Here is a 16,329-nt window from a genome sequence, read left to right on the forward strand (position 1 = left end):
TCGAGCGGAGCTATTGCAAGGCATGGCTGAGATAGACGTTGGATGTATCGCGCAGCGAAGATATGCGCTGCGAAATGCCCATAGGAAGTGGGTTACCGAGGATAACATCCAGATGCGAGGGCGTCGTATCTTCGGTCAGCACATGATGTTCGGCTCGGACGAGCCGCGTTAGATCGCGAAGCTTGTTGGAGCGGTAATCGGAGAGCACACATGCAAATGGCTTGTCGTTGACGAGCGAGAACACGCATCCATGAAAGAAGTTCGTTACGACAGCCTTTGCTTTGGAAATGAAGCTGGCGAAGTCCTCCGGGCCGGCATCAATCCATTGTTCGTCGGCCCAATCGTTCCGATAGCCGATGCTGACAAGCGGATGACCCCGGTCTCGTGCCCATCGGCGCACTGCATCCTGAAACCACACGGGAAAACTGTGCCCGTAGACGGCTATATACGCTGCCGCCTCCCCGTCATCCCCGCTCGCCTTCATCGTCTGCGGAAATTGCAGGCACGGGTCGAGAACGAGTTCGGGCTCCAGTCCCAATGTCTCGCGGATGATCCGGTCCGAATGGAGGTCCCGAACCGAAATATGAGAGAACTTACGCAGCTTTTCCGCCCAACCCTCCAGCCGCTCCGACGACGCCAGACTTCCAAACGTCGCGGCATAGGAGACAAGACGCCCGCATCGCAGGCCCTCTCCATAAAACAGCGGATACCCGCCATACCAGGGATGGCGAAGGTTCCACACCTCGTCGCTGCCGACGACGATGAGCGAATAGTCGTCCATCGCCGCTGGGTTCTCCAAGGGAAAAGGCGATGAAAGAGGTAGGCTGGCAAACGAGTGAAAGAATTTCCGGATCTTCGCTTTGTAGAGCGGGTAGTCTTCCTTTGGCGTTGCGGCAGGAAGCAGCGGTTGCAGCGCGCATCGCCATTCCGCGCGGTTCACGCGATCGGACACATGTTCCAGAAGAACGGCTTCCACTCCCATGGACGCAAGGCCTTCGGCCAGACAGCGTGCCTGCCAATAGGAGCCGTAATTTATGCAGCGATGAAAGGTAAGAATTCCGGCCTTAGGCATCTGGTCCCTGAAGCAGATCGAATAGATTCCACTAACCGACCAACTCCAGTTCCGTTCCCAACAAACCGCAGCTCGCTCCTGGTTCGGGAGCAGCTTTCTTCAGCATGTCGCAATGAATCAGATAACCCCCAGCTCAGCCGGGGGTTATCAGCAGTTTGCAGGCTGAAGCTTTCACTCCGGCCTTGCTGAAACAGCTTAGTTGACCGACTTGTCGACCAGCTTGTTCTTGCCGATCCAGGGCATCATGCCGCGCAGCTTGGCGCCGACTTCCTCGATCTGATGGCTGTCGTTGTTGCGGCGGATGCCCTTGAAGCGGGCGGCGCCCGACCGGTATTCCTGCATCCACTCGGAGGTGAACTTGCCGGTCTGGATGTCCTTGAGCACGCGCTTCATCTCAGCCTTGGTTTCTTCGGTGATGATGCGCGGACCGGTGACGTATTCGCCCCACTCGGCCGTGTTGGAGATCGAGTAGTTCATGTTGGCGATGCCGCCTTCATAGATCAGGTCGACGATCAGCTTCACTTCATGCAGGCACTCGAAATAGGCCATTTCAGGCGCGTAACCGGCTTCAACCAGCGTTTCGAAACCGGCGCGGATGAGCTCGACGAGACCGCCGCAGAGAACGACCTGTTCGCCGAAGAGGTCGGTTTCACACTCTTCGCGGAAGTTGGTTTCGATGATGCCGGAACGGCCGCCGCCGACGCCGCAGGCGTAGGAGAGAGCGAGTTCAAGAGCGTTGCCGGAGGCGTTCTGATGAACGGCGACGAGGCAGGGAACGCCGCCGCCCTTCTGGTATTCGCCGCGAACCGTGTGGCCCGGGCCCTTCGGGGCGATCATGACGACGTCGACCGAAGCCTTCGGCTCGATCAGGCCGAAGTGAACGTTGAGGCCGTGGGCGAAAGCGATGGCGGCGCCGTCGCGGATGTTCGGCGCGATGTCCGACTTGTAGATGTCGGCCTGCAGTTCGTCCGGCGTTGCCATCATCATCAGGTCGGCCCAGCCGGCGGCTTCTGCGACGGTCATGACCTTGAAGCCATCGGCCTCGGCCTTCTTGACCGTGGGCGAACCGGCCTTCAGCGCGATGGCGAGGTTCTGGGCGCCGCTGTCCTTGAGGTTCAGCGCATGGGCGCGGCCCTGCGAGCCGTAGCCGATGACGGCGACCTTCTTGGCCTTGATGAGGTTGAGATCGGCATCACGATCGTAATAGACGCGCATTTGAAGTTCCTTCCCTTGTGCTTGTCCTGTTGACTGTCATTAAGGCGAAATCAGCCGAGAGCCGGCATCTCCGCCAGAACCTTGTCCGTGCCGTAGAGCCGGAGGAAGGCGGTGACCGCCCTCTCCGCCTGGCGCGCGGTATCCTTGAGGCCGGGTTCGCCGAGCAGCATGCGCACATGCAGGTCGGAAACGACAAGGCCGTAAAGCGTATGATAGGCTTCGTCCGCATCGGAAAACCGCAGCAGCCCTGCCCTCTTTCCGGCGTCGATCAGCGCCATGGCGCGCCGGTCGATCTGGCGGCGGCCGCGTTCGAGCAAAAGCTTGCCGAGTTTCGAGCCGTCGCGGTGCGACTGGCCAATGGCAAGCCGGTTCAGCGCCAGCGAGACGTCGCCGGCGAGCACCTCCAGCAGGTCCCGCGCGAAGATGACGACATGATCGTGCAGGCTCGTCGCCGTCAGCCGTTCGCCGTTGCGCTCGAAGGTGCGCACCTTGCTCGCCTGATAGGCGATCATCGCCGACAAGAGGCCGTCGCGATCGCCGAACCACTTGTAGAGGCTTTCCTTGGAGCAATTGGCGGCGCGCGCAACACCGGAGGTCGTCAGCGCCTTCTCGCCGCCATCAACGAGCAGCCGCAGCGCCTGCTCCAGAACGGCGTTCTGGCGCGACGAAAATTCGTTCGGCTCTGCAGTATCGACGGACACGGTCAAGGCTCCCCTATACGTACCGTACGGTACGGTTCGCAGGCTTTATGCGACAATCCGATCGGGCCGTCAAGCAGGTCCAGGCAGATTTTTATACGGGAAAGGCCGGCGCTGCACCAGAATTGGATAGGCGGACACCGGATGCAGATTGCATAATGCCGCGCAAAATCATTTGCCGGGAGTCTTCCATGTTGCGTCCATCTGCCGCCCTTCTCCTGACGGGAGCGATGCTCCTGGCAACGACGTCCTTCACCGGCCGCGCCGCCGCGCAGTCGGATAGTGAGGTCTATAACCGCATCGAGGAATTGCACGGCGATGCCGCCGGGTTCGACCGGCCGCTGCGCCAACTCGTCCAGGCGATGCGCGCCGGCGATGCAGAAACCATCGCAGGCCTTGCCGAATATCCGCTGAGCGTAAAGGCAGATGGCGAAACCTATGATGTCGAAAACGCCGAGGATTTCATCGAGAATTTCGACGATCTGGTGACCCAGGAGACCCGCCGCGCTGTCGGCCGCCAGCAGTATGAGGATCTCTTCGTCAGCAGCGAAGGAGTGATGCTCGCAAATGGCGCCGTCTGGATGGGTGCAGTCTGCGACGACAACGCCTGCGAGGAGAGCCATTGGGCGATCATCGCCATCAATAATTAGCCCGCGGCATTTGTCGCACAGCGATGTCAGCCATCGCTGCGAAGCTTGCGCGCCAACGTCTGAAGCTCCTTGAACGCCTGGTAACGCTTGCGGTGGAGATTGGAAATTTCGCCCCCCGATGGCTGAAACCGTGTTTCCGCCCGGGTGAGTTCGCTCATCGCTGCTCGGACATCCGCAAACTGCCGGCCGGCGACGGCGCCGAGAATGGCCGCTCCCAGCAATACCGGCTCCTCGGCCTTCGTCGCCACCACCGGCTTGCCGCTCGCATCGGCGAGCAATTGGCGGACGAAATCGTGCTGGCCGGCCCCGCCGCTGATGACGATGTTCTCGATGGTCACCCCCGCCTCGCCCTGCGTTTCGATGATCTGCCTGAGGCCGTAGCCAATGCCGCAAAGCCCCGCGATATAAAGCGCGACCAGGTTGTCGACATCCCGCTCCATGCCGAGACCGACAATGACCGCGCGGGCATGCGGATCAGCAAAGGGCGCACGGTTGCCGAGGAATTCAGGTACGACGTGCAGCCCGGCCACCAGCTTGACGGCGCCGGAAGAACGCCCCGCCTTGCGGGTGGCCATGTCGGCAAGCAAGACCGGCAGAGCAATACCGGCGCTCTTTGCAAGCTCCTTCGCCTCGCCGGCCGCCGGGTGGAAGGAGAGGAGGTGGTCTATCGCCGCGCCGGCGGCACTCTGGCCGCCTTCGTTCAGCCACAGGCCCGGCACCATCGCCGAATAGTAAGGTCCCCAGACACCGGGCACGAAAGACGGTTCTGCCGTCGACGTCATCGTGCAGGAAGAGGTCCCGAAAACATAAGCAAGATTTGCTTCCGGATCGGCACCGACGGTTCCGACACCGCCGGCATGGGCATCGATCAGCCCGGCTGCTACGGCCGTGCCCGGCGTCAGGCCGAGCTCCTTCGCCGCTGCCGCAGTCAGTCCTTGGCCGAGTGCCGAACCGGGCTCGACAATGACTTTTCCGATGCGGGCAAACCCTTCGTCTGCCAGCACGCCGAGACCGATCTGATGAAAATAACCGCTGTCCCACCGCTTTTCATGAGCGAGATAGGTCCATTTGCAGGTGACTGTACAGGTCGAGCGCGACAGATCGCCAGTCGCCCGCCAGGTAAGGAAATCCGCAAGATCGAAAAACTGCCAGGCAGCATCAAAGACGCCAGGGCGGTTTTCCCTGAGCCAGAGAAGTTTGGGTGTTTCCATTTCGGGCGAAATACGACCGCCGACATAACGCAGCACCTCATGCCCAAACGCATTGATGCGCTCCGCCTGCGAGACGGCGCGATGGTCCATCCAGACGATGATGTCCCGGTCCGGATCTTCCGAAGGCCCGATGGGAAGCGACTTGCCGCCTTCGCCGAGGACGACGAGCGAGCAGGTGGCGTCGAATCCGAGCCCGACCACGGAAGCCGGGTCGACGCCGGCTGCGGCAACCGCCTCTCGCACGGCCGCGCAAACGGCGCTCCAGATTTCGCTGCTCGATTGTTCGACGATGGAACCGGCTTCATGAAACAGGCTGATATTTCGCTTGGCGGAGGCAAGCATGCGGCCGGCCATATCGAACAGGCCGGCTCGAGCGCTGCCGGTGCCGACATCGACGCCGATGACATATTTAGCGCCGGCTTCCGCTGTATGAGATGTGTCGCTCATGGTCTCTCGTTTCAGATCGCCAAGGATCGGGTTGATTAGCGGCTGGGGTCGAATTTCGAAGTCTGTTGTCTGGAAAGAGTCCCGCCTCCAGGGAGGCTGACATTACGCGGTCACGGCGACATGGCAAGGAGGCTGGGCACCGAGCGCGCCCACCGCCCGGGGCGCCTCACAGCCTCCCTCCGACATTTTCCAGAATGGCGGTAAGCTCCCCTGCCCCTGTCGCAACGGCGGTGGCTCCGGCGGCATCGAGCACGGCGCGGCGGCCGGGCCTCGGATCGGCCGGATCGACGAATCCGATGGCCGTCATGCCTGCGGCGATTGCCGCCGTCACACCATGAACGCTGTCGTCGATCATGATGCATCTCGCCGGCCGGGCCCGAAAACGCTCGGCGCAATATAGCAGCAGATCGGGCGCCGGCTTCGGCCGGGAGACGAATTCGGCGCTGAACACGTCTTCGCCGAAGGCGCTCCAGAGATCGAGTTTGCCCAGGCTGTTGCGCAACCGCCGCATCGTGCTGTTCGATGCGACGCATTTAGGGCGGTCGAGACTGTTGACGACCTCGGCGATGCCGGCAATGGGCGTCAGCGAGCGCGCGAATTCCTCGAACAGGTGAAGATGCCATTTCTCGAACAGCGCGGCGACGTCGATGATCCCGTATTCACGCCGGCACATCTCGGCGATGATGCTTTCCGAATTTCCGGTGAATTTGACATGCGCCTCGGCTGCGGTGATCGCAATGCCTGCGCCCTGGAGCGTATCTGCCAGTGTGCGGCTGGCGATCGGCTCGCTGTCGATCAGCACGCCGTCGCAATCGAAGATCACGAGGTCGATGCTGTCCACGGCGCCTGGGATGCCGGGATAATCGATGCGGCTATTGAGCATGTCTCAACCCCGCGCCTGCAAGGCGAGATCCGGACGGTCCGTCGTGATCTGCCGGATCGGTTTGGCAAGCCAATAGTCGAGATCGCTCAGTTCGTTCGGAACCCAGGCGCCGAGGCGGTCCAGCGGCACAATTTGGGTGATCTCGTCCCACTTCGCCTGCAGGAGAGATTTTTCGACGGCGATGATATGCGAGCATCGCTTCATCAGGCTGAGGCCGCTCGCAAGGCCGAGGCGTTCGGCGGACTTGGTGTCGAAGGACGACAAGATGCGAATTCCAGGAGCGACCTTGCGAATATCGGCAAGCACATCGGGATGAAAGCTCGTCAGGATCGAGCGCTCCACAAGACCAAGCCGCTCGACGGCGGCAAATGCCGTGGCGGCGAGCCCCTCGTAAGGCGTCCCATCGGCCTGGGTCTTCAGCTCGATATGAAGCTCGAGGGGCGTGTTCTTGAAGACGGCGAGGACCTCTTCCAGCGCCGGGATCGTTTCCCCAACGCTTTCCTTGAGACGGATTTCGCGATGTTGTCGGGGGCCGAGATCGGCGACCATGCCCTGCGCATCGGTCGTGCGATCGAGCGTCGGATCATGAATGACCAGCATTTCTCCCGATCGTGTCAGGTGGATGTCGAATTCCACGCCATCCACCGGCATTTGCGCAAGTTTACGGAAGCCCGAGAGGCTGTTCTCGGGCCAGAGATTGCGGCCACCGCGGTGGCCGATGATATGCACCATCGTCTGAATATCCTTGAGATTCGGCGTTTACTTCCCGGAGTCCACCAGCCCCTTGGTGAACCAGCGTTGCATGAAGAGAATGACGGCTGCCGGCGGAAGCATGACGAGCAGCGCAGCACTCATCGCAATGTTCCAGGCGGGTGCGGAGTCGGAGACCGGAACGAGTTGCTTCAGCCCGAGCACCGCTGTTCCCATCTCTTTGTCCGTGGTGAAGAGCAGCGGCCACAAATACTGGTTCCAGCCATAGAGGAACAGGATGATCGACAAGGCCGCGATGTTGGCGCTCGACAGCGGAAGAAGGATATCCTTGAAAAATTTCAGCGGACCGGCGCCGTCGAGCTTGGCCGCCTCGCAAAGCTCATCCGGAACTGTCAGGAAGAACTGTCGGAACAGGAATGTTGCGGAGGCGGAGGCAATCAGCGGCAGGATCAGGCCGGCATAGCTGTTGACCATGTTCCATTTCAACGAGGCTTCGATGCTGTATCCTGTCAGCCGTTCCACGACGCCGGAAAGCCCGACGGTCCCGACCAGCCAGCGGATCGGGCCGGCGGCATCGGCGACCGCCTCGTAGGTCGGAATGATGCGGACCTCGACCGGAAGCATCAGCGACACGAAGATGAGCCAGAAGGCCGTCATGCGAAATGGGAAGCGGAAATAGGTCACGCCGAATGCGGCGATCAGCGAGATCGCCAGCTTGCCGATGACGATGCCGGCGGTGACGATGATCGAATTCAGGAACAGCTGGGAGAATTCGCCCTGTTGCCAGGCCGCTGCCAGGTTTTCAAAGAAATGCCTGCCCGGCACCACCGGGAACGGCGCCTGCTGAACCTCTTGCAAGGTGAGCGACCCGGCGACGAAGGCAAAATAAAGAGGCAGGCAGACGAAAACCGCGCCGACGAGCAAGATCGCGTGGCAGAAGATCGACAGACCGAGATGACGTTCGGGCATGACTACACCTGGTAATTGACCTTGCGCTCGAGGGAGCGGAATTGAACGATGGTGAACAGGACGGCGATCAGCATCAAAAGCACCGACTGGGCGGCCGACGAGCCGAGATCCAGTTGCACGAAGCCGTCCTGATAGACCTTGTAGACCAGGCTGTTCGTCGCCCCCGCTGGGCCGCCGCGCGTGACCGCATCGATGATGCCGAAGGTTTCAAACAAGCCGTAGACGAAGTTCATCACCACGAGGAAGAAGATCGTCGGCGAGATCAGCGGAAGCGAAATCGTGAAAAAGCGCCGGACGGGTCTTGCGCCGTCGAGCTTTGCCGCTTCCAGAAGCGAGACAGGCACGGCGAGCAATGCGGCGACGAGAAAGATGTAGTCGTAGCAGACATTCTTCCAGACGGAAGCGATGGTCACCAGAAGCTGCGCATCGAAAGGCCGCCGGTTCGGATCCCATTCGAAGCCGAACCCGTGCAGAAGCTGCGCGATCGGCCCCACCGCCGGATTGAACAGGAAGGCCCAGATCACGCCCGATATGACAGGCGCGATCGCATAGGGAAGCAGGATGATGCTCTTGTAAATCCCCCTACCTCTGATCACGAAATCGGTCGCGAAGGCAAAGAGCCCGGCAAGCAGAAGCGTTGCGGCGTTCTGTGCAACGGTGAACCACAGCGTGAACAGCGCGCTGGCGCGATACTCCGGGCTTGCAAACAGATTGTAGAAATTGGTGAGCCCGACGAAAATCTGCGTGCCGCCGAAGGGATCGACCTGAACGAAGGCCAGCGACAGCGCCTTGTAGGATGGGATGAAAAAGAAGAACAGCAGGATCACCAGTTGCGGCGCAACCAGGCCGAAGGCGAGCCACGGCTTGCTGAAGTGGGCGGACTTCAACCCGGCCTCCGACGGCTGCGCAACCGAGCGGCCCGTCGACGGAAGATCGGGGATACGAAGGCGCCGGGCGGCGCCTTCCATCTTTCCCAGGGTTCTACTTTGCTGCATGAAGCTGCTCATACTGGCGGAGGATCTGGTTTCCGCGGGCCGCCGCGGCATCCAGCGCCTGCTGTGGTGTCTTCTGGCCGGTCCACACACCCTGAATCTCTTCCACCAGAAGCGCCATCGCCTGATTATGATTGCCGAAGCGGAAGCCGCGCGAATTATCGGTCGGGGTGCCGCGCGTGAGCTGGAGAATGGCGATCTCGCGGGTCGGGTGGTCCTTGAAGTAGCCCTCGGACTTGGCCTGCTCATAGGCGGCATTCGTAACCGGGACGTAGCCTGTCTGCTTGCTCCACCAGACCTGCGTCTTCGGCGAGGCGACGAAATTCAGGAAGGCGGCCGCGCCGGCGTATTCTTCCTCGGTCTTGCCTTTGAGAACCCAGAGCGCACCGCCGCCAATGGTGCTGTTTTTCGGCTCGACGCCTTCCTCATGCGGCAGGAACGTTGCGCTCCAATTGAATTTCGCGCCGCTCTCGACGGCGGCATGCGCCGCGGTGGAGGCCACATAGGTCGAGCAGGTTCCAGAGGTGAACAGTTGGTCTGGCGAGAGGCCCTGCCCCGCGATCTGCAGGATGCCGGCGTCCATCCACGTCTTGAGGCGCGTCACCTGACCCACCAGCAAGGGGCTCTTGTTGAAGATGAATTCGGTGTCGAGGCCGCCGAAACCATTCGCCTTGGTGCCGTAAGGCTGATCCTGGATCGCGGCATAGTTCTCGATCAGGCTCCAGTAGAAGTCGTTCGCAAGCGCCATCTGGCATTTTGAAACGCCTTTGTCCTTGATGGCGCGCAGCTGCTTGTCGAGCTCCTGCCAGGTCTCGCCCGGCTTGTCGAACCCGGCTGCCTTGAAGTGATCGGCATTGTACCAGAAGATCGGCGTCGAGCTGTTGAAGGGCATTGCCGCCGGCTTCCCGTCGACGAGATAAAAACCGGCGACCGGAGCGACGAAATCGTTCCAGTCGATCTTGTAGTCTTCCTTCTCCATCAGCTCCGGCACCGGAATGATCGCGCCGGAATTGTACATGGTCAGAAAGCCGCGCTCGGCCGCCTGGATCAGCACCGGTTGCTGATGGACGCGGTAGGCTGCCACCATTGCCGCCATGGTCTCTTCATAATTGCCTTTGCCGATGCCGACGACCTCGTATTTGTCCTGCGAGGCGTTGAAGTCCTTAATCAACTGATTGGTGATTTCAGCCAGGCGGCCGCCTGCCGCATTCCACCATTCGATCTTGACGCGATCGGCTGCGCTGGCGTCGCCCGCATTTGCCAATCCGAGCGTCATCAGTGCAGCGCCCGCCGCGAATGACCGGATCGTCAGCCCCATGCGGGACCTTATCGAAGACATTGCCGTCATTTGGTTTTCCTCTCCATTGCCTTGTTCGCCGACCGGGCGTCGAGCGTCGGTCAACCCCTCCCAGAGTGGCGATAAAACAAGGTTGGGGTCACTTGTTACAAATGTCAATAGCATGTTACAAATGTATGACGATCCAGGAGGAAGGATGCCATGGCCGCTATCGAACTGATCGACCTGAGGAAGAATTACGGACCGGTTCCCGCGGTAAAAGGGATCAATCTGACCGTCGCGGACGGCGAAATGATCGTATTGGTCGGGCCATCAGGATGTGGGAAATCGACCTTGCTGCGGATGATCGCGGGGCTCGAAGCCATAAGCTCCGGGCACCTCAGGATATCAGGCAACGACGTTGGCCGTGTCGATCCGGCCGACCGCAACATTGCGATGGTCTTCCAGAACTACGCGCTCTATCCTCATATGACCGTTCGGCAGAATCTCGAATATGGACTCAAGAACCGCCGCGTTCCTCGCCCCGAGATCGACCGGCGGATCGCTGACGCCGCCGACATTCTGGAAATCGGCGAATTCCTCGAGCGCCGCCCTCGTCAGCTCTCAGGCGGACAGCGCCAACGCGTTGCCATGGGCCGCGCCATCGTCCGCGATCCAGCCGCCTTCCTCTTTGACGAACCGTTGTCCAATCTGGATGCGAAGCTTCGCGTGCAAATGCGCGTCGAAATCCGCAGGTTGCAGCGGCAGCTCGAGACGACCAGCCTCTATGTGACGCACGACCAACTCGAGGCGATGACCCTCGCCGACAGGCTCGTCGTCATGAACGGCGGCCGAATCGAGCAGATCGGGACACCGATCGAGGTGTATCGCCGTCCCGAAACCGTCTTCGTTGCCGGCTTCATCGGTTCGCCGCCGATGAATCTGATCGAACTGGATGAACTCGGCCTCAGCGACATCGCGCTTCCGAAAGACACCGATCTCGTCGGCGTCAGACCTGGTTCGATCAACCTCGGGGTCGGATCGGCGCATGATCTCCGGTTCGACGCCTATGTCGAATTGATCGAAACCGTTGGCGATGAGAACAACGTGCATCTGCGCATCGACGACAGCCGGAAGCACATCGTCGCGAGCGTGCCTAGCGATCGGCGTCTGCAGGAACACGACCGCATTTCGTGCCATGTACGCATGGAAGGTTTGCATCCCTTCAACAAGTCGACCGGCCGGCGAACCGACTGACCGCGGTGAAGCGGCCGACGACGGGCCCCTGCGATTGACAAGCGCCGGGGATTTGAGATCCATGGCGTCGAACGGAGGCGCAGATTATTGCATGTCACAGAACAGAAGTGCTTCTTCCGCGCCCGTTGCGCTGCCGGACGAGCAGATGCAGGTGCGCGTCGTCTGGCTCTATTACATGGAGGGACGCACCCAGGGTGAAATCGCCGAAGCGCTTTCGACCAACAGGCTTCGCGTCAACAAGATCATCGCCGAGGCGCGCCGATCCGGCCTTGTGACGATCACCCTCAATTCCCGGCTGACCTCCTGTATCGCCCTGGAGCAGCAGCTGGCGGCAGAATTCAACCTCAATCGGGCAATTATCGTACCGACGCCGGAGGATGCGGAACTGATCCCCGTCCTGCTCGGCCAGGCGGCCGCCGATTATCTCGTCCAGTTGCTGAACGGCGGCAATATCCGCGGCGTTGGCGTCGGGTGGGGAGCGACGCTCCGCGAGATGGTGCGTCATATGCCCTCCCTCAAACGGCCTGATATCTGCGTCAATTCGGTCATGGGCGGGCTGACGCACGGCATCGAAATCAATACCTTTGACATTGCGAGCGACCTTGCTCGCCAGCTCAATGCCGAATGCTCCTATCTTGCTGCGCCGATCTACGTCGGCAGCCCGGAATCGCGGACGGCAATCATCCAACAGGATGTTTTTGAATCGGCCTTTCGACAGATCGAGACCAATGACGTCATCGTGCTCAGCATCGGCGACATGACCGAGCGTTCGCTGCTGATGCGCTACGGCTTGCCGCGCAACATCAACATTGAGGAATTGCTCGCAGCCGGTGCCTGTGGCGACGTGCTCGGCCAGTTCGTCGATAAGATCGGGCGGCCGATCGACCATGCGATAAACAGGTGCGCGATCGCTCCCGAGTTGGAAGCTCTGCGCTCCATTCCCAATGTCGTCTTCGCGTCAGGCGGCTGGAACAAGGCGCAGGCTATCGCAGCCGTGCTGCTGTCCGGCCTCGGCAACGTGTTGATTTGCGATGAAGACACTGCACGACAGGCACAACAGCTTGCTGGCGAGCTCAGGACGAGCGGCAGTTCGTAGAGCCGGACATGCACGGCATCGGCAGCTAAGTCTAAGACGCCCTGGCGCAACCGGCCGGGAGCGAGAGAGGCTCCGCCGGCGTTACCTTGTCGATCGCATAAAGCTTGGCGAAACCGGCATCCTCGATAAGCGTCAGCCCCGCCGGCATTGAGTTGCCGACGTAGCGGTCAGGGATATCGGCATTGGCGACGAGGATGAAATCGAAACGCCTGCGCCAATCCGAAAGATAGGGCGTAAAGCCCTCATACTCCCGCATCATTGCCGGGCATGAAAGTACGCCGATCGACACCAGATTGCCCTCGGGAACCGCGATATGAGACCATGGCGGCAGGACGGAAAGCGGCTGCTTGCCTTTTGCCGTGAAGAGCGTCGGCACGAAAGCATGCGAGAACGGCACGGCGAGCGTCGGCAGATGCCGGAAGGTATCCAATCCCCAGGCGAAGTGCCGATTGGAATGGGCAAGGCTGCTGGCGGTCTCCGGTTCATGCCCCAGGGGCAGCACGGCCGCGCCGGCAGGCATCTTTCTCAGCGCAGTCTCGACAGCCGCGACATCTTTCTGCGCCAGCCACCAATTCCAGCCGATCCAGGCGGCTCGGCCGAAGACCGCAAGGTTGATGATCAGCGCCAGCGACAGCGCCTGCCGGCGCGTCAAATTGGCAAACGGGCACACCATCGCCATGGCCACGAGTGCTGTCATGATCGGAAAGCGCCAGCTGATCCAGCCGGTGCCGAGAGCGTGTCGTGGCGAAATACAGGAAAGAAGCAACAATCCGCAGGCGGTGACCGCAAGCCCTGCATGCACCTGAATGTCGCCCGTCCGTGCGGCCCGCGTGCAGATGAGGATCAGTGGCAGAATCAGCACGACGTCAACCAACGGAAGATAAGTCGTGATGGCGGAGACAATGTTTATCAGGATCAGGATGACGCCATCGTTCCAGGCAAGTCCAAGGCCGCTCCCGCCGGCATCCGGTAAAGCAGCAGTACGGAGGTACAAAGCGAGCGGCGGTAGGGCGCAGACACTGACCACGAGCGCCAAGCGGCCGGCAAGCCTTGCCAACCCCACCCTCGATCGCAATATGTCGATGCGCCAGGAAAATTCGAGGCCGCAGACGATGGCGATATAGAACCCGAGCGAGAAGATGTGCATCACTGTCAGCAGCAATGCGGCGGCGAGGCGCCAGGCAAAAATCCAGACCGGATTTCCGCCCTGCAGCCGCAGATCGATGCACGAGAAGAACAAGGCCATGCCGAGGCCGATCTGAAAATTGATGAAGCCGCCGATCATCGTGGCGCACCAGCTAAACGAGAGCATGGCGATCTGCCAGTAGTGCCGGCCGCCGAACAGCGCGCGGTGCAGCCCGATCGCACCAAGCGGCGGCAACACGATCGCCAGAAAAAGCAATGCCCGCGCCAGCCTGTCGGCGCCGACGAGCGGCCCCAGCCAGACGGCGACAAGATCGATTCCGACATTGGTGAAGGTGCGGTTCCAATCGATCGCATAGATCTCAGGGAACGGCTGTTCGCCGATGCCGCCCGAAAGCAGCCAGATCCGGGCGTAGTGATTGGCGTAGTCGAGAACCGGCGGGAAGTGAAACAGGCCGACCAATGCAGCCGCAAGCGTGACGAACACGGCGATCGCTATGGTGGAGTCTTGCCGGGCGATCAAATCCTCCGGCCCGGCCGCGGCATGAATAGGCGCAGCAATTCGATTCATTATTTGGTCCGGTTGCTCCTTTGCGGCCGCGGCGGCTCTGTCGGCGCGAAGGCCGAATCCAGCGCCGCGCGCCGGTCGCCGGCGCTCATTTCCGAAAAAGCCGTCGGCAGTTCGGCATGGTAGCTGCCCCGCAGGATCGTCTCGACGATGAACATCGGCCGCCGCTTGCTCTCCTGGACGAGACGACCAAGATACTCGCCGATGATGCCGATGCAGATCAGCTGGATGGCGCTGAATACGCTGACGGCGGCCATGATCGACGACCAGCCGGTGACGGTCTCGCCCTGCAGCCAGCGAACAAGGGTATAGACGAGCAGCGCCACCGCCACACCGGCGCTGATCATGCCGAGCCATGTGGCGATGCGCAGCGGCGTCGTTGAAAAGCTGGTGATCGCATCGAGCGCGAAATTGATCATCTTGCGCAGTGGATATTTCGTCGTGCCGGCAAAACGGGCGTCCCGCTCGTAAGGCAGAGCCACCTGCCGGCCGCCGATCCAGCTGACCATGCCGCGGATGAAACGATCGCGCTCCGGCATCGCCAGCAGGATATCGACGACGCGCCGGCGCATCAGCCGGAAATCGCCGGTGTCACGCGGAATGGTCACGGAAGCGAGTCTCGAGAGCGTGCGATAGAAGAGCGACGCGGAGGCGAGCTTGAACCAGGTTTCGCCCTCGCGACGCGTGCGCTGGCCGTAAACGACATCGGCGCCGCGCTCCATGATCGGCATCATCATCAACAGCAGTTCGGGCGGGTCCTGAAGATCGGCGTCGATCAAAAGCACGCGCTCGCCCCGCGACGCCGAAAGGCCGGCCGTCGATGCCAGCTGATGGCCGTGATTGCGCAGGAGACGGACGCCGAGCACCTGCGGCACTTTTGCCGCCAGATCCGAAATGATCTCCCAGGTGCCGTCCGACGAGCCGTCATCGACCAAAATGAGCTCGAAGGCGTCGCCGGCGACGCTCTGCGCAGCGGCGGCGGCGCGGCGGCAGAATTCGCGCAGGCCGTCTTCCTCGTTATGACAAGGCGCGACGATGGAAAGTAACGGTGCTTGCGTCATGCGGACGGCGGTGCCTGCTTGTTTGATGGCGCCAGCCTAGCCGGGAAAGGTCAAACATCCTTTAATGGCTGGCCGGCAGCCGCGCCGACGCCCCTCAGCGCTATTCCGCCGCGATGATCTCGCGCACGCCGTCGACATCGCGGGCCGGCGACGCGCCATAGAGGCGGCTATATTCGCGGCTGAATTGCGACGGGCTCTGATAACCGACGCGGTGGCCAGCCGTGCCCGCGTCGAGCCGCTCGACGAGCATCAGCCGGCGCGCCTCGTGCAGACGAAGCTGCTTCTGATACTGGACGGGCGTCATCGCCGTCACCGACTTGAAATGGTGATGGAAGGACGACACGCTCATATTGACGCGCTCGGCAAGGTCTTCGATGCGCAGCGGCCGCGCGAAATTCTCTTTCAGCCAGGCAACGGCGCGCGCAATCCGGTTGCTGTGGCTGTCTGCCGTGGCGATGTTGATCAGCCGCGCGCCGTGCGGCCCGGTCAGCACCCGGTAAAGGATTTCCTGCTCGATCAGCGGCGCCATGGCCGGAATGTCACCTGGACGATCGAGCAAGCGCAGCAGGCGGACGGCGGCATCCATCAGCTCCGGCGGCGCGACGTTCACCACCATCCCGCGCTGCCCATCGGTATGGGCGGCCGGGCGCGGAACGTCGATGCGGCTGAGCAACTCCAGCAGCTTCTCGGAATCGATTGCCAGCCCAAGACAGAGATGCGGCACCTCGGGGCTCGCCTCCGTGACCCGCCAAGCGACCGGCAGGTCGAGCGAGGTCAGGAGATAATCGCCGGTCCCGTAGCTGATCTGCTCCGTCCCAAGCTGCAGGCTCTTGGCGCCCTGCAGCACGAAGGCGAAACAGGGCCGATAACTGCTGTGCAAGGGATCGCTCGGCTTGGACCGGCGACTGACATGAAGATTGCCGATGGCAGTCGAGAACTCGCCGTCGCTGGGCGCAAAGCGCATCGCGATGTCGACGATTTCCTGATAGGGGCTGAAGGGCAAAGTCATGCGGCAACTCTTTCTGTCAACTGTCTGAGCCGGCGATACCGTCTCTATCTAGAGTGCCACGGCCGTTTCGC

15 protein-coding genes are annotated in these 16,329 nt (G+C 61.4%); 3 read left to right on the plus strand and 12 right to left on the minus strand.

Going from position 1 to position 16,329, the window contains the following annotated elements:
- Positions 1-10: 10 nt before the first annotated feature.
- The 3 genes from HJC04_RS07120 to HJC04_RS07130 form a co-directional block, all read right to left on the minus strand.
- A complete protein-coding gene (locus HJC04_RS07120; protein WP_210630737.1) occupies positions 11-1,072 on the minus strand; it encodes a polysaccharide pyruvyl transferase family protein in 1,062 nt (353 codons plus the stop codon).
- Positions 1,073-1,267: 195 nt separating this feature from the next.
- The gene (gene ilvC / locus HJC04_RS07125; RefSeq protein ID WP_210630735.1) at positions 1,268-2,287 is read right to left on the minus strand and encodes a ketol-acid reductoisomerase; all 1,020 of its coding nucleotides are present in this window, start codon (positions 2,285-2,287) and stop codon (positions 1,268-1,270) included.
- Positions 2,288-2,337: 50 nt separating this feature from the next.
- Entirely contained in the window at positions 2,338-2,988 is a 651-nt protein-coding gene (locus HJC04_RS07130) for a TetR/AcrR family transcriptional regulator C-terminal domain-containing protein (RefSeq protein ID WP_210630733.1), read from the minus strand.
- Between the two features lie 188 nt (positions 2,989-3,176).
- Here HJC04_RS07130 and HJC04_RS07135 point away from each other — a divergent pair, with 188 nt between their 5' ends.
- Positions 3,177-3,635, plus strand: coding sequence for a hypothetical protein (locus HJC04_RS07135; RefSeq protein ID WP_405047648.1), 459 nt, complete (start codon positions 3,177-3,179; stop codon positions 3,633-3,635).
- 26 nt (positions 3,636-3,661) lie between these two features.
- On the opposite strand, the gene HJC04_RS07140 is transcribed toward HJC04_RS07135, so the two are convergent.
- The 6 genes from HJC04_RS07140 to HJC04_RS07165 form a co-directional block, all read right to left on the minus strand.
- Entirely contained in the window at positions 3,662-5,293 is a 1,632-nt protein-coding gene (locus tag HJC04_RS07140) for an FGGY-family carbohydrate kinase (RefSeq protein WP_221145469.1), read from the minus strand.
- A 166-nt stretch (positions 5,294-5,459) separates the two neighbouring features.
- Complete coding sequence (locus tag HJC04_RS07145) at positions 5,460-6,176, minus strand: HAD family phosphatase (RefSeq protein WP_210630728.1); 717 nt, start codon at positions 6,174-6,176, stop codon at positions 5,460-5,462.
- A 3-nt stretch (positions 6,177-6,179) separates the two neighbouring features.
- Positions 6,180-6,908 carry a glycerophosphodiester phosphodiesterase family protein gene (locus HJC04_RS07150; RefSeq protein ID WP_221145470.1) on the minus strand — a complete coding sequence of 243 codons (729 nt, stop codon included), beginning with the start codon at positions 6,906-6,908 and terminating at the stop codon, positions 6,180-6,182.
- Positions 6,909-6,935: 27 nt separating this feature from the next.
- The gene (locus tag HJC04_RS07155) at positions 6,936-7,856 is read right to left on the minus strand and encodes an ABC transporter permease subunit (RefSeq protein WP_210630724.1); all 921 of its coding nucleotides are present in this window, start codon (positions 7,854-7,856) and stop codon (positions 6,936-6,938) included.
- A gap of 2 nt (positions 7,857-7,858) precedes the next feature.
- Entirely contained in the window at positions 7,859-8,824 is a 966-nt protein-coding gene (locus HJC04_RS07160; RefSeq protein WP_221145667.1) for an ABC transporter permease subunit, read from the minus strand.
- Positions 8,825-8,837: 13 nt separating this feature from the next.
- Positions 8,838-10,196 (minus strand): extracellular solute-binding protein, encoded by a 1,359-nt coding sequence (locus HJC04_RS07165; RefSeq protein ID WP_210630722.1) that lies wholly within the window; start codon positions 10,194-10,196, stop codon positions 8,838-8,840.
- A gap of 150 nt (positions 10,197-10,346) precedes the next feature.
- Here HJC04_RS07165 and ugpC point away from each other — a divergent pair, with 150 nt between their 5' ends.
- Positions 10,347-11,381, plus strand: a complete 1,035-nt coding sequence (gene ugpC, locus HJC04_RS07170; protein WP_221145472.1) for a sn-glycerol-3-phosphate ABC transporter ATP-binding protein UgpC — start codon at positions 10,347-10,349, stop codon at positions 11,379-11,381.
- 91 nt (positions 11,382-11,472) lie between these two features.
- Positions 11,473-12,477, plus strand: a complete 1,005-nt coding sequence (locus HJC04_RS07175) for a sugar-binding transcriptional regulator (protein ID WP_221145474.1) — start codon at positions 11,473-11,475, stop codon at positions 12,475-12,477.
- Between the two features lie 31 nt (positions 12,478-12,508).
- Here the strand turns inward: HJC04_RS07175 and HJC04_RS07180 are convergent, their stop codons facing one another.
- From HJC04_RS07180 to HJC04_RS07190, 3 genes are all read right to left on the minus strand, one after another.
- A complete protein-coding gene (locus tag HJC04_RS07180; protein WP_210630717.1) occupies positions 12,509-14,191 on the minus strand; it encodes a hypothetical protein in 1,683 nt (560 codons plus the stop codon).
- Entirely contained in the window at positions 14,191-15,249 is a 1,059-nt protein-coding gene (locus HJC04_RS07185; RefSeq protein ID WP_210630715.1) for a glycosyltransferase family 2 protein, read from the minus strand. Before HJC04_RS07185 ends, HJC04_RS07180 begins: the two co-directional genes overlap by 1 nt.
- 100 nt (positions 15,250-15,349) lie before the next feature.
- Positions 15,350-16,258 (minus strand): AraC family transcriptional regulator, encoded by a 909-nt coding sequence (locus HJC04_RS07190; RefSeq protein WP_210630714.1) that lies wholly within the window; start codon positions 16,256-16,258, stop codon positions 15,350-15,352.
- Between the last annotated feature and the right edge of the window lie 71 nt (positions 16,259-16,329).

This window comes from Rhizobium sp. NLR8a (genome assembly GCF_019685235.1).
Lineage (GTDB): Bacteria > Pseudomonadota > Alphaproteobacteria > Rhizobiales > Rhizobiaceae > Rhizobium.